At 72.4% G+C, this 13,036-nt stretch carries 11 protein-coding genes; 7 read left to right on the forward strand and 4 right to left on the reverse strand.

Going from position 1 to position 13,036, the window contains the following annotated elements:
* Positions 1 to 28 precede the first annotated feature (28 nt).
* Positions 29 to 2,185, reverse strand: coding sequence for an adenosylcobalamin-dependent ribonucleoside-diphosphate reductase (locus CSC62_RS00905; protein WP_162404275.1), 2,157 nt, complete (start codon positions 2,183 to 2,185; stop codon positions 29 to 31).
* Between the two features lie 530 nt (positions 2,186 to 2,715).
* Here CSC62_RS00905 and CSC62_RS00910 point away from each other — a divergent pair.
* The 7 genes from CSC62_RS00910 to CSC62_RS00940 all read left to right on the forward strand — a co-directional run bounded on the left by CSC62_RS00910 (position 2,716) and on the right by CSC62_RS00940 (position 9,135).
* On the forward strand, positions 2,716 to 4,176 hold the full coding sequence (locus tag CSC62_RS00910; protein WP_162404276.1) for a Do family serine endopeptidase: 1,461 nt from the start codon (positions 2,716 to 2,718) through the stop codon (positions 4,174 to 4,176).
* A 118-nt stretch (positions 4,177 to 4,294) separates the two neighbouring features.
* Positions 4,295 to 4,654 (forward strand): hypothetical protein, encoded by a 360-nt coding sequence (locus CSC62_RS00915; protein ID WP_162404277.1) that lies wholly within the window; start codon positions 4,295 to 4,297, stop codon positions 4,652 to 4,654.
* Positions 4,655 to 4,670: 16 nt separating this feature from the next.
* Positions 4,671 to 5,240 (forward strand): phage holin family protein, encoded by a 570-nt coding sequence (locus tag CSC62_RS00920; RefSeq protein WP_246194093.1) that lies wholly within the window; start codon positions 4,671 to 4,673, stop codon positions 5,238 to 5,240.
* A complete protein-coding gene (locus CSC62_RS00925) occupies positions 5,237 to 5,710 on the forward strand; it encodes a protein sip-5 (protein ID WP_162404278.1) in 474 nt (157 codons plus the stop codon). The genes CSC62_RS00920 and CSC62_RS00925 overlap by 4 nt, the downstream gene beginning before the upstream one ends.
* Positions 5,711 to 5,769: 59 nt before the next feature.
* A complete protein-coding gene (locus CSC62_RS00930; RefSeq protein ID WP_162404279.1) occupies positions 5,770 to 6,906 on the forward strand; it encodes an AI-2E family transporter in 1,137 nt (378 codons plus the stop codon).
* Between the two features lie 67 nt (positions 6,907 to 6,973).
* Positions 6,974 to 7,753, forward strand: a complete 780-nt coding sequence (locus CSC62_RS00935; RefSeq protein WP_162404280.1) for an HAD family hydrolase — start codon at positions 6,974 to 6,976, stop codon at positions 7,751 to 7,753.
* Positions 7,750 to 9,135, forward strand: a complete 1,386-nt coding sequence (locus CSC62_RS00940) for a leucyl aminopeptidase family protein (RefSeq protein ID WP_162404281.1) — start codon at positions 7,750 to 7,752, stop codon at positions 9,133 to 9,135. Before CSC62_RS00935 ends, CSC62_RS00940 begins: the two co-directional genes overlap by 4 nt.
* 133 nt (positions 9,136 to 9,268) lie before the next feature.
* Here CSC62_RS00940 and CSC62_RS00945 read toward each other — a convergent pair whose 3' ends face one another.
* From CSC62_RS00945 to CSC62_RS00955, 3 genes are all read right to left on the reverse strand, one after another.
* The gene (locus CSC62_RS00945; protein ID WP_162404282.1) at positions 9,269 to 10,951 is read right to left on the reverse strand and encodes a diguanylate cyclase; all 1,683 of its coding nucleotides are present in this window, start codon (positions 10,949 to 10,951) and stop codon (positions 9,269 to 9,271) included.
* Between the two features lie 85 nt (positions 10,952 to 11,036).
* Complete coding sequence (locus CSC62_RS00950; protein WP_162404283.1) at positions 11,037 to 11,639, reverse strand: response regulator transcription factor; 603 nt, start codon at positions 11,637 to 11,639, stop codon at positions 11,037 to 11,039.
* A gap of 53 nt (positions 11,640 to 11,692) precedes the next feature.
* The gene (locus CSC62_RS00955; protein WP_162404284.1) at positions 11,693 to 12,877 is read right to left on the reverse strand and encodes a sensor histidine kinase; all 1,185 of its coding nucleotides are present in this window, start codon (positions 12,875 to 12,877) and stop codon (positions 11,693 to 11,695) included.
* Positions 12,878 to 13,036 lie beyond the last annotated feature (159 nt).

The raw sequence follows: 13,036 nt of genomic DNA on the forward strand, positions 1-13,036 counted from the left end.
TTCGGGTAGGAAAACTCCCGGCCGGCGGTCAGAACTTGCCGTAGTAGCCTTCCTTGAGCGCATCGAAGAGGTTGGCGGCGGTGTGCAGCTCGCCGTCGTACTCGATCTCCTCGTTGCCCTTGACCTCCAGCACCGAGCCGTCCTCCAGCTCGAAGCGGTAGGTGGTGTTCTCCAGGTCCTTCTCCTTGACCAGCACGCCCTGGAAGGCGGCGGGATTGAAGCGGAAGGTGGTGCAGCCCTTCAGCCCCTGCTGGTAGGCGTAGCGGTAGATGTCCTTGAACTCCTCGTAGGGGTAGTCCGTGGGCACGTTGGCGGTCTTGGAGATGGAGCTGTCCACCCACTTCTGGGCGGCGGCCTGGACGTCGACGTGCTCCTTGGGCGAGATGTCGTCGGCGCTGATGAAGTAGTCCGGCAGCCGGGCGTCGGCGCTTTCGGCGAACGGCATCGCCTTCGGGTTGACCAGGTGGCGGTAGGCCAGCAGCTCGTAGCTGTAGACGTCCACCTTCTCCTTGGACTTCTTGCCCTCGCGAATGACATTACGGCTGTAGTGGTGCGCGAACGAGGGCTCGATGCCGTTGGAGGCGTTGTTGGCCAGCGACAGGGAGATGGTGCCGGTCGGGGCGATCGAGCTGTGGTGGGTGAAGCGGGCGCCGGTCTCGGCCAGTTCCTCGACCAGTTCCGGGGCCACCGAGGCGACCCGCTGCATGTAGCGGCTGTAGCGGGCGTGCAGGACCTTGCCCTCGATCTCCTGGCCCGCGCGCCAGCCGTCCTTGGCCATCTCCGGGCGCTGGCGCAGCATCTGCGCGGTGACGGTGAAGCGCTCCTCCATGATCGGCGCCGGGCCCTTCTCACGGGCCAGCGACAGGCCCACTTCCCAGCCGGCCACGGCCATGTCGCGGGCCACGCGCTCGGTGAACTCCAGGCTCTGGGCCGAGCCGTACTTCATCCGCAGCATGGTCAGGGTGCTGCCCAGGCCGAGGAAGCCCATGCCGTGGCGGCGCTTGCGCATGATCTCGGCCTGCTGCTGCGGCAGGGGCAGGCCGTTGACCTCGACCACGTTGTCGAGCATGCGGGTGAACACCCGCACCACTTCCTTGTATTCCTCCCAGTCGAAGCGCGCCTTGTCGGTGAAGGCGTCGCGCACGAAGGTGGTGAGGTTGACCGAACCCAGCAGGCAGGCGCCGTAGGGCGGCAGCGGCTGCTCGCCGCAGGGGTTGGTGGCGCGGATGTTCTCGCACCACCAGTTGTTGTTCATCTCGTTGACCTTGTCGATCAGGATGAAGCCCGGCTCGGCGTAGTCGTAGGTGGAGACCATGATCATGTCCCACAGGTGGCGGGCGCGGATGTGCCCGTACACCTTGCAGGCCACCAGGCCGTCGTCGCGCACGAGGTAGTTCTCGTGCGTGGGCCAGTCGCGCCAGACCACCTTGTCGGCGTCGGCCAGGTCGATGTCGCCCTCTTCCTTGCGGTTGACCGGGAACACCAGCGGCCAGTCGCCGTCGTCCTCCACCGCCTGCATGAAGCCATCGGTGATCAGCAGCGAGAGGTTGAACTGGCGCAGGCGGCCGTCCTCGCGCTTGGCGCGGATGAAGTCCTTCACGTCCGGGTGGCTGACGTCGAAGGTGCCCATCTGCGCGCCGCGGCGGCCGCCGGCGCTGGACACGGTGAAGCACATCTTGTCGAAGATATCCATGAAGGACATCGGGCCGGAGGTGTACGCGCCGGCGCCGGCGACGAACGCGCCGCGCGGGCGCAGGGTGCTGAACTCATAGCCGATGCCGCAGCCGGCCTTCAGGGTCAGGCCGGCCTCGTGGACCTTCTCCAGGATCCCGTCCATCGAGTCGGTGATCGTGCCCGAGACGGTGCAGTTGATCGTGCTGGTGGCCGGCTTGTGCTCCAGGGCGCCGGCGTTGGAGGTGATCCGGCCCGCCGGGATCGCGCCGCGGCGCAGGGCCCACAGGAAGCGCTCGTACCAGTAGGTCTTCTTGTCCTCGGCCTGCTCGGCGTCGGCCAGGGCGCGGGCCACGCGCTGGTAGGTGCCGTCGATGTCGGCATCCAGGGCGACGCCCTGCTTGGTCTTCAGCCGGTACTTCTTGTCCCAGATATCCTGGGAGGCGGGCTGCAGGGGAATCTCCCCGCCGGCTTTGGTGTTGTCCTGGACCACTTCGAGGCGCACCGTGCTCATGCTGATGGGATCTCCTTCCGCACCTGGGTCTGCTTCCTGGAAGCCGGGGCGGTGGGAGCGCGAAGACAGGAACGCCGGCGGGTCGCGCAGGTGCGCGCCGCTCGCCGTCAGACGGTATGTGTGTGGCGGCCGGAGCCGCTGCAGACCGCGTTTTCCTGCCTCATCCGCTCGCCACCCCCGGCGATTCGGCCGTCGCAATGCGTATTCATGCCAACACCATCGCTTGGGCCTGGATTCCGTCGAACCGCTATATCTAGTGGCACAACAGGCCGCCACGCTAAACCCGGTCCGGGGGGCTGTCAACCTTGGCGCCGCATGCGCGCGGGGCGGCCGCGACGGGCGGACGGAGGCGTCCGCCACCGTTGCCGCGGGCGCCCCGGAAAGCTACTTCACCGGCTGTTAAATCCGGGCGCAGCAGACTCGTTCAGCTTGATGAGCATGGCATCCGTCCCCATGGACGAAAGGTGCCACGCGCACGGAAGCGATGACCCGACCGGACCCGAACCCACGCCTGCGAGGAACCCAGCTGCATGCGCCCCGCGACCACCCTGCTCGCCCTGACCGCCGCCGCCGCGTTCGGCGGTTTCGCCGCCACCGCCGTGAACGAGCTGCTGGACAACCGCGCCCAGGCCGCGTCAGCGGCCGTGGCCCCGGCGCCCGCCGCTTCGACCACCCTGCCCGCCGCCGTGGCCGGCGCCCTGCCCGCGGCGGTGGACGGCCAGCCGCTGCCCTCGCTGGCGCCGATGCTGCAGCGGGCGATGCCGGCGGTGGTCAGCGTCCACACCCAGCAGCGGGTGCGGGTGCGCAACCCGTTCTTCGACGACCCGTTCTTCCGGCGCATGTTCCCGCAGGTGCCGCAGGAGCGGATCAACGAGTCGCTGGGCTCGGGCGTGATCATCGATGCGCAGCGCGGCTACGTGCTGACCAACCATCACGTGATCGAGGGCGCCGACGACGTCTCGGTGTCGCTGGCCGACGGGCGCACGCTCAAGGCCGAGTTCCTCGGCTCGGACCGCGACACCGACGTGGCCCTGATCCGGATCCCGGCCGAGAACCTGACCGAGCTGCCGCTGGCCGACAGCGGCCGGCTGCAGGTGGGCGACTACGTGGTGGCGATCGGCAACCCGTTCGGCCTGAGCCAGACGGTGACCTCCGGAATCGTCTCGGCGGTGGGCCGCAGCGGCATCCGCGGCCTGGGCTACCAGAACTTCATCCAGACCGACGCCTCGATCAACCCGGGCAACTCCGGCGGCGCCCTGGTCAACCTGCGCGGCGAGCTGGTCGGGATCAACACCGCCTCGCTCAACCCGCAGGGCAGCATGGCCGGCAACATCGGCCTGGGCCTGGCGATCCCGACCAACCTGGCGCGCGACGTGGTCCAGCAGCTGGTGACCACCGGCGAGGTCCGGCGCGGCACCCTGGGCGTGGAGACCCAGGCCCTGGACGCGCGCCTGGCGCGGTCGCTGGGCCTGGAGGAAGGCCAGCAGGGCGCGCTGGTGGCGCGGGTGTACGAAGGCTCCGGCGCGGCCGCGGCCGGGCTGCGCGCCGGCGACGTGATCGTCGAGGCCGGCGGCCAGCGCATCGGCAACCCGCTGGCCCTGCACAACTACGAAGGCCTGCAGCCGGTGGGGGCGAAGGTGCCACTGCAGGTGCTGCGCGACGGCAGGACGGTGGCGCTGACCGCGACCCTGCGCGAACAGCCGCGCAGCCTGGACGGCGGCGGCGTCGATCCGCGCCTGGCCGGCGCGAAGCTGGCCGAGCTTCCGGAAGCGCAGCGCCAGCAGAGGGGCCGCGGGGTGCTGGTGGAAAGCGTGGCCAGCGGCAGCCGCGCGGCGGCCAACGGCCTGCGCGCGGGCGACATCATCACCGCCACCACCGCCGGTGCGGTCGAGGATCTGCCGGGGCTGCGCGCCAGCCTGGCCCAGCCGCCGCGGCAGTTGGTGCTGCTGATCGTCCGCGGTAACGTGCAGGGCCGGCTGCCGATGCAGTGAGCCGATCGCGGCTGCAATCGCCCGCCGTCCCGTAACAGCGCCTACACCGCGGCCATGGTTCCATGGCCGCGTCACGCCAGCACGGCGTCGCCCCTCGCACCACCACAGGAGACTTCCGATGAGCCCGACCTCCACCGAGAACATGAAGGACAACCTGAGCGAAGCCGGCTCGCACCTGAAGGCCGCCGCCGGCGCCGCCGGCGAGGCGATCCGCGGCGCGGCCTCGGCCGCCGGCGACGAGCTGCGCCTGGGCCGGGCCAACGTCAAGGCCGAACTGGCCGACAGCGGCCTGGCGGGCCTGGCCGCGGCCGAACTGGGCAGCGACGCCGCGCGCGAGCAGATGGACGCGCTCATGGACAAAGGCCGCGACCTGATCGACAGCGCCGCCGAACTGATCCGCGAGCGCCCGCTGGCCTCCTTCGGCGTGGCCTTCGCCGCCGGCTGGCTGGTGGCCGCGCTCAGCCGCCGCGACCGCTGACCGGCGCGCGCAGGCCGTGAGCGAAGGGGAGCATCCCGGCAGCGACGACGCCCGTGAACCGACGGGCGCCACGCCGCCGCTGGACGAAAGCATCCGCGCCATCGGCGCCGCTGGTCGGGCGACCCTGTCGGCTCACGGTGACAGCCTGCGTGCCCTGCGTGCGCTGTTCTCGGCCGACGTGGCCCTGGCCCGCAGCGCGCTCGGGCGCGGGCTGGCCTGGGCCGGAGTGGCGGTGGTGTTCGGCGCCTCGGCCTGGCTGCTGGCCACCGCCGCGGGCGTCGCCCTGATGCAGCGGCTGGGGCTGTCCTGGCTGGCCTCGCTGAGCGTGGCCGCGCTGTTCAACCTGGCCATCACCGGGCTGGCGGCATGGCGCACGTCGCGCTTCTTCGACTACATGGGCCTGCATGCGACCCGGCGCCAGTTGAGCCGGATGGGGTTGTTCGACGAGCACGGCGGCGATGACGACGGCGACGGGCCGGAGGACGGCGACGATCGCGGTCGCGGCACGGGTGATGCGAAGGCTCCGGCACCTGCATCCACAGCGGCGGCGAGCGGCGTGCCAGCCACCGGCGGGACACCGGCATGAGGTTCGAACTGCTGCGACAGAGGGTCGACCGCGCCGAGCGCCGGGCGGAAGGCTGCGTGGACCGCGCCGCGGACGAGCGGGCCGCCTTGGGCGAAGCCTGGCGCCGCGCCTGGTCGCCGGCGCGGATCGTGGTGGCCGGCCTGCTCTCCGGTTTCCTGGTCGGCCGCAGCGAACCCCTGTCCAAGGTTGGTGGGAGCCGCTGGCTGCAGATGCTGGGCACGGTGTCCTCGATGCTGGCCTCGCTGCGCGCGGCGGCGGCCTCGGAGGACGCCGGCGATTCCGCCGACGTGGCCGCGCAGCAGGCTTCGGTGGCCGCCGAGGCGGCGAGCGAGGGTGCAGTATCCGGCGGACCCGATCCCTTCGGGTCCGCCGCGGCCGCGCGTCGCGACGGGATACCGGGCACGGCCACCGAGGCACCGGTGCGCGCGCCCGCACCGGCCGAGGCGGCGACCGAAGTCTCCGAGCGTTGACCCCCTTCCTTCCATCCTGACCGGCCGGCCCCGCGGCCTGCCTGCCGCCCCGAGGCCGCATGTCCGCCACGCCCCCCGTCCCGCCCGAGCCCGCTTCCCTCCCGGGCGCGCCCGCACCACCGCTGCCGGTCCCGGTCGACGCCAACCTGCCGCGGCCACGGCCGCGCTCGGCCGCCGCGCTGGTGGTGCTGGCGACCCTGGCGGTCGGCTATACCCTGTGGGCGGCGCAGGAAGTGATCCTGCCGATCCTGCTGGCGATGTTCTTCGCCCTGGTCGGCAACCCGATGATCCGGCTGCTGCGCAAGCTGTGGGTGCCGCGCTTCCTGGCCGCCCTGCTGGTGCTGGTCGCCGGCCTGGCCGGCACCGGCGCGCTGGCGGTGCAGCTGGCCGCACCGGCCACGGCCTGGGCCGAGCAGGCTCCGCGCGAGGCGCGCAAGCTCGGCCGCCAGCTGCAGGACCTGACCAAGCCGATGCACGAGGCCAACCGGATCGCCGAGGACATGGCCCGCGCCGCGGCCGGCGAAGCCAACCGCAAGGTCGAGGTGGTGCGGACGCGGGTGGACGATCCCTACGCGGCGCTGACCCGGACGCCGCGGCTGGCCGCCTCGGTGCTGGCGGTGGTGCTGCTGACCTTCTTCTTCATGGTCTACGGCGAGAACCTGCAGCGCAACGCGATCGCCCTGCTGCCGGGGCGGCAGCAGAAGAAGTTCACGGTGGAGATCCTGCATTCGATCGAGCGCGAGGTCTCGCGTTACGTGCTGACGATCAGCGTGATCAACGCGGTGGTGGGACTGGTGTTCGCCGGGATCCTGTACCTGCTCAAGTTCCCGCCGCAGGAGGCCCTGCTGTGGGGCACGATGGTGATGCTGCTCAACTACGCGCCCTACGTGGGTCCGCTGATCGGGATGGTCGCGATGCTGCTGGTGGGCTTCGTGGCCTTCGACGACACCCTGCATTCGCTGCTGCCGGCGGCGCTGTACCTGCTGCTGCACACGATCGAGGGCCAGGTGGTGACGCCGATCATCCTCGGCCGGCGGATGGCGCTGTCGCCGCTGGTGCTGATCCTGGCGCTGATGCTGTTCGGCTGGCTGTGGGGCCTGATCGGCCTGCTGCTGGCGGTGCCCCTGCTGGTCTGCATCAAGCTGGTGCTGGCGCAGGTGGAGGGCATGCAGGGTTGGGCGCGGCTGCTGGAGTGAGCATGCCGCTCCGGCCCTGTTCCACCGCGCCCGCGCAGCCCGGCAGGCACAGGCCTACAATGCCCCGGTGAGCTTCACCGTCCGCGCCATTACCCTCGACCTCGACGACACCCTGTGGCCGTTCGCGCCCATCGGCGCGCGCATCGACCGGGTGCTGCACGAGTGGATGCTCGAGCACAGTCCCGCCACCGCCGCGATGTACCCGATGGCGGCGATGCGCGAACTGCGCGAGCGCTCCTTCCGCGACAACCCGCACCTGCACCACGACCTGTCCGCCCTGCGCCGGCTGACCCTGCGCGAGGCCCTGGAGGCCAGCGGCGCCGGCCTGGACCTGCTCGAGCCGGCCTACGAGGCCTTCTACGCCGCCCGCAACCAGGTCGAGTGCTACCCCGACGCGATCGACGCGCTGGCCCGGATCGCCGCCCGCGTCCCGGTGGCCGCGGTCAGCAACGGCAACGCCGACCTGGAACGGATCGGGCTGATGAGTCATTTCGCCTTCCAGCTCGGCTCGCGCGAGCACGGCGCGGCCAAGCCCGAGGCCAGCATCTTCCACGCCGCCTGCGTCCGCCTCGGCCATGACCATGGCGAGGTGCTGCACGTGGGCGACCATCCGGAAATGGACGTGGCCGGCGCCGCTCGCGCCGGGCTGCGCAGCTGCTGGATCAACCGCACCGGCGCGACCTGGGAACACCCGGAGCTGCAGCCGGACCTGCAGTTCGACACCCTCGCCGGACTGGCCGACTGGCTGGACGCGCACCTGGGCGACCTCCCGCCTGCCGACGACCCGTTCTCCGATCCGACCGTCTCCCTGCACGGCGACCTCCGTACCCCCCGGAACCCCGCATGACCCACGCCGCCTACGCCCGCCAGGACTCCACCGCCCTGCCCCTGCACCTGCTCGACCGCGGCGGCTATGCCGCCTGGCGCGCGGCCCAGCCCGACGCGGTCGCGGCCTGGCTGGACGCGCAGGCGTTCGACGCGTCGCCGGGTACCGCGGTGCTGCTGCCAGGCGCGGACGGCATCGCCGGCGCGGCGCTGGGCGTGGGCGACCGGCTCGATCCCTGCGCCTACGCCCACGGTCCGGGCATGCTGCCGGACGCGGCCTGGATTCCGGCCGACGACGCCCTGCCGCCGGCCGAACTGGCCGCCCTGCAGCTGGGCTGGGGCCTGGGCAGCTACCGCTTCGACCGCTACAAGAGCGGCGGGCGGGCGCCGGCGCGGCTGCGCCTGGCCGAACTCGACGCCGAGGCGCTGGACGTGCTCGACGCCTGCATGCGCGTGCGCGACTGGGTCAACACCCCGACCCAGGACATGGGTCCGGCGGACCTGGAAGCGATCGCCCGCGAGCTGGCCGACGCCCACGGCGCGCAGCTGGAGGTGTTCGCCGGGCAGGCCCTGCTCGACCGGAACTTCCCGGCGATCCACGCCGTCGGCCGCGCCTCGCACCGCGAGCCGCGGCTGATCGCCCTGCGCTGGGGCTTCGATGGCGGCGAGGCCGGCGCGCGCCCGCACGTGGCCATCGTCGGCAAGGGCGTGTGCTTCGACACCGGCGGGCTGGACATCAAGCCGGCCGACGGCATGCGCAACATGAAGAAGGACATGGGCGGCGCCGCGCACGCGCTGGCCCTGGCCGGGCTGGTGATGGCGCGCAGGCTGCCGCTGCGCCTGACCCTGCTGGTGCCGGCGGTGGAGAATGCGATCGGCCCCGACGCCTTCCGTCCGGGCGAGGTGATCGCCACCCGCAAGGGCGTGAGCGTGGAGATCGACAACACCGACGCCGAGGGCCGGGTGATCCTGTGCGACGCGCTGGCCTACGCCGCCGAGCAGAAGCCCGACCTGGTGCTGGACTTCGCCACCCTCACCGGCGCGGCGCGGGTCGCGCTCGGCCCGGACCTGCCGGCGCTGTTCGCCAACGACGACGCCCTGGCCGAGGCCTGGCTGGCGGCCGGCCGCGACACCCGCGATCCCCTGTGGCGGATGCCGTTGTGGCGGCCCTACCTGCGCTACCTGACCTCGAACGTGGCCGACCTGGCCAACGCCGGCTCGCGCATGGCCGGCGCGGTCACCGCGGCCCTGTACCTGGAGCGCTTCCTGCCCGAGGGCCTGCCCTGGGCGCACCTGGATACCTACGCCTGGAACGACGGCAGCCGTCCCGGCCGTCCGGCCGGCGGCGAGGCCATGGGCCTGCGCTCGGCCTACGCGATGCTCAAGGCGCGCGCGGGCCTGTAGGAGCCGGTCTTGCCGGCGACCGTGGCGGCGGACGCTTCAATGGCAGCCGGTTTCACGCAGACGTCCCACCATGGCGGTCGCCGGCAAGACCGGCTCCTACAAAGGAGATGTGCCTGTGCCGCGAATACGCGGCTCACTCCGCCTGCACCACCCGGTCGCGGCCTTCGCGCTTGGCCCGGTACAGCGCCATGTCCGCGCGCTGCAAAAGGCGCGACGCATCGTCCGCGTCGGGGCGGAACACCGCCAGTCCGATCGAGGCGGTGACCGTCGGCAGTTCCTGGCCGAGGTGGTGCACGCGCAGCCCGCGCACCGCCTCGCCCACCCGCGCGGCGCAATCCAGGGCGCTCTGCGCGCCGGCCTCGGGCAGGATCAGGGTGAACTCCTCGCCGCCGTAGCGGCAGGCGATGTCCTCCGTCCGCGCCAGCGAGCCGAGCAGCTGGCCGAAGGCGGCCAGCAGGGCGTCGCCGCCGGCGTGGCCGTGCAGGTCGTTGAACGCCTTGAAGTGATCCAGGTCGATCATCATCAGGCTCAGCGGCAGGCCGCGGCGCTCGCAGCGCGCCAGCTCGCGGGTCAGCGATTCCTCGAGATAGCGGCGGTTGAACAGGCCGGTGAGCGGATCGCGGATCGACTGGATCCGCAGCCGCTCCTGCAGGGCCAGGTTGTGCAGCGCCATCGACAGCTGCTCGACCGCGGCCTGGACCAGGTCCAGGCGCGCGAGGAAGGCCGGATCCGGCGCCGACAGGTAGAGCAGGCCGAGCTGGGCGCCCTGCGCGGCCAGCGGCAGGCAGGCGCTGCTGCAGGCGCCCACGTCGGCGGACGGTTCCACATGGTCGCAGCGCAGGGTCCCGTCCTGCGCACGCAGCAGGTGCGGCTGGCCGCGGCGCAGGGCCCAGCACTGGTCGGGCGTCAGCAGCACGGCGCTGGCGGCGGCGTGCTCGCCCCAGTGCGCCAGTTCCTCGGCGTAGTCGTTGGATGCGCGGATCCGGTACAGGGTGCCGCCGGTACCGGGCAGCAGCCGCGACAGCAGCTGGGTGGTCAGCGCCACCGCCTCGGCGGCGCTGAGGCAGTTCTGCAGCAGGCTGCCATAACGGGTCAGCTCGCCCAGGTCGGCGCTGTGCCGCTCCAGCTGGGCGACCGATTCGCGCAGGCGCAGGTTGGCCTGGCTGCCGTCGCGCTCGGCCCGGCCGCGGCGGCGGATCTCGCGCAGCAGCAGCCAGTACACGCTGCCTACCACCGCGATCCCCAGCGGAATGCCGAGCCCGGCCAGCGCGCGCAGGATGTCGGCGCTGCGGCGGCTGGTGCGGTCGCGCTCGGCCAGCAGCCGGCGCTCCTCGTCCAGCAGCTGGCGGGCGCTGGCGCGGATCCGGTGCGACGTCTGGTCGACCTCGGCGTCGATGCCGGCCTGGGCGGACTCCAGGCCGCCTTCGCGGTAGCGGGCCAGGTTCTGCTCCATCTGCGCCAGGCGCAGGGCGGACAGTTCGGCCAGATCGCGCACCCGGCGGCTCTGCAGGGGATTGTCCTTGACCAGGTGGGCCAGCGCCTCCAGCTGCGGACCGGTCTGGTCGCGGCTGGCTTGGTATCCGGCCAGGTGCTCGGCCCGGCCCGTCAGCAGGTAGCCGCGCTGGGCGGCCTCGGCGTCGCGCAGGCGCGCCTCCACCCCGTCGACGCTGGCCATCACCTCGTTGGTGTGCGCCACCTGCTTGGCATCGGCGATGAAGCGCTGGGCCCCGAACAGCACGCCGACGCCGACCGCGGTGAAAATCAGGGCCGCGACCGGCAGGCCGATGCGGTTGGCGAGTTGCAGACGACGCGGCATGGAGTTGGCGGGACGAGCCGGGCCCGGGGCCATGAACATACATCGGATGCGGACGGATGTCCGTCCCGCGCGGTGGCCGGCGCCGCTACAGCCAGCCCTTCTGCCGCGCCAGGCGGTGGGCCTCGATCCGGTTGCCGGCGCCGAGCTTGCCGATCGCCTCGGACAGGTAGTTGCGCACCGTGCCCTGGGAGAGGTTGAGCTGGCCGGCGATCTCGCCGGAGGAACGGCCTTCGCCGGCCAGGCGCAGCACCTGGCGCTCGCGGTCGTTGAGCGGATCGGCCTCGCCCCAGGCCTCCACCGCCAGTTCCGGATCGATCGCGCGGCCGCCGTGGCGGACCTTGCGCAGGGCCTCGGCCAGGCGCTCGGCCGGCGCGTCCTTGAGCAGGTAGCCGCAGGCGCCGGCCTCCAGCGCTCGGCGCAGGAAACCGGCGCGGGCGAAGGTGGTGACGATCACCACCTTCACCGGCAGTGCGTGGCGCTGGATCCGCTGGGCCAGTTCCAGCCCGGTCAGGCCGGGCATCTCGATGTCGGTGACCAGCACGTCCGGCTGCAGCCGCTGGACCTCGCGCCAGGCCTGCTCGCCGTCGGCGGCGGTCCCGGCGACCTCGATGTCCGGCTCCATCGCCAGCAGAGCGGCCAGCGCGCCGCGGACCATGGCCTGGTCTTCGGCCAGCAGGACGCGGATCACGGGATGCGGGGCAGGTACCTGGACATGCGCGGACGGTAGCAGAGTGCCGGCTCCTACACAGGCTGGAGGACGGGCGCCGGTGCGTGCCAGTGCGGCAGCTCGGCCACCAGGCGGGTGCCGCGGGCGCCAGCAGGCTCGAACCGCAGGCTGCCGCCCAGCGTGCGCAGGCGCTCGCGCATGCCGTCCAGGCCGTTGCCGGGACGGATCGCACCGCCGCGGCCGTCGTCCTCCACCGCCAGCCGCCAGCGATCGCCGGCGCGCGCCAGCTCGACCCGCACCCGGCGCGCGCGCGCATGCCGCTGGATGTTGGTCGCCGCCTCGCGCAGGCACAGCGCCAGCACGGTCTCGTGCTCCGGCGCCAGCGCGGCCTCCTCCAGCTCGGCCTCCACCGCCACGCCATCGCTTTCCAGCAGCAGACGCGCGGCGGCGAGCTCGGCCGCCAGCCCCGCGGCGCGGATCCCGGTCACCGCGCGCCGCACCTGCGCCAGCGCGTCGCGCGCGACCTGGCCCAGCTCGCCGATCTCGCGCCCGGCCGCGGCCGGATCGCGCTGCAACAGCTTGCCCGCCAGGTCGGCCTTCAGCGCCACCAGCGACAGGGTGTGGCCAAGCAGGTCGTGCAGGTCGCGGCCGATGCGCTCGCGCTCGGCGGTGGTAGCCAGGCGGCGAACCTCCTCCTGCGACAGGCGCAGCGCGGCGTCCTTGTGGTGGCGCTGGCGCTCGATGTGCACGACCAGGCCAACCACCAGCGTCGTCACCGGCATCCACGCCAGCGCCGACCATGGGTAGCCGAGCAGGCGCGCGGAAACGATCAGCGCAAGATTGGCCAGCAGCAGCGCCGCCGCATAGTGCCAGCCGGTGCGCCAGTGGTGCGCGCCGAGCATCACGCAGCCGAACACGAAATAGCTCATGCCGCTCGGGTACCACGGCAGCAGCACCAGGCACAGCACCAGCATGCCCGCCGCGCACGAAGCCACCCAGCGCTGCGGCAGCGCCAGGGTACCCACGTACAGGGCAACGAACACCGGATAGGACACCAGGGTCAGCAACAGCCAGCGCAGGTCGTAGCCCTGCGCGGTGAAGGTCGGGGTCACGAACACCCACATCGTCCACAGCAAGTGGACGAACTCGGCCCACGGCGGCAGCCCGCGGCGCCGGCTCTGCACCAGCAGCGAATCGGGCGCGGCGCGCAGCCATGCCGGCATGAAGCGGCGGACGGCGCCGGTGGAGGAACGGGACATCGCGATCTCCTTGTGCTGCAACCGCGGGCCGCGGCAATACCCCGCCGGGAACCGAACGGCGCCGCCGATGGCGGATGTTACGCCGGCCACGTGGCGCACCACCCGGCGGGCGCGGCATCCCCAGTGGTGGCGTCGGAGGAAACCTGCCGCCAGTGTCCG

It is taken from the genome of Pseudoxanthomonas jiangsuensis (genome assembly GCF_010093185.1).
Lineage (GTDB): Bacteria > Pseudomonadota > Gammaproteobacteria > Xanthomonadales > Xanthomonadaceae > Pseudoxanthomonas > Pseudoxanthomonas jiangsuensis.

Excerpts from the sequence above, each read along its gene's own strand:
- CSC62_RS00915 (WP_162404277.1), top strand. The coding sequence starts at position 4,295 with ATGAGCCCGACCTCCACCGAGAACATGAAGGACAACCTGAGCGAAGCC.
- CSC62_RS00940 (WP_162404281.1), top strand. The coding sequence starts at position 7,750 with ATGACCCACGCCGCCTACGCCCGCCAGGACTCCACCGCCCTGCCCCTG.
- CSC62_RS00930 (WP_162404279.1), top strand. The coding sequence starts at position 5,770 with ATGTCCGCCACGCCCCCCGTCCCGCCCGAGCCCGCTTCCCTCCCGGGC.
- CSC62_RS00910 (WP_162404276.1), top strand. The coding sequence starts at position 2,716 with ATGCGCCCCGCGACCACCCTGCTCGCCCTGACCGCCGCCGCCGCGTTC.
- CSC62_RS00905 (WP_162404275.1), bottom strand. The coding sequence starts at position 2,185 with ATGAGCACGGTGCGCCTCGAAGTGGTCCAGGACAACACCAAAGCCGGC.
- CSC62_RS00945 (WP_162404282.1), bottom strand. The coding sequence starts at position 10,951 with ATGCCGCGTCGTCTGCAACTCGCCAACCGCATCGGCCTGCCGGTCGCG.
- CSC62_RS00955 (WP_162404284.1), bottom strand. The coding sequence starts at position 12,877 with ATGTCCCGTTCCTCCACCGGCGCCGTCCGCCGCTTCATGCCGGCATGG.
- CSC62_RS00925 (WP_162404278.1), top strand. The coding sequence starts at position 5,237 with ATGAGGTTCGAACTGCTGCGACAGAGGGTCGACCGCGCCGAGCGCCGG.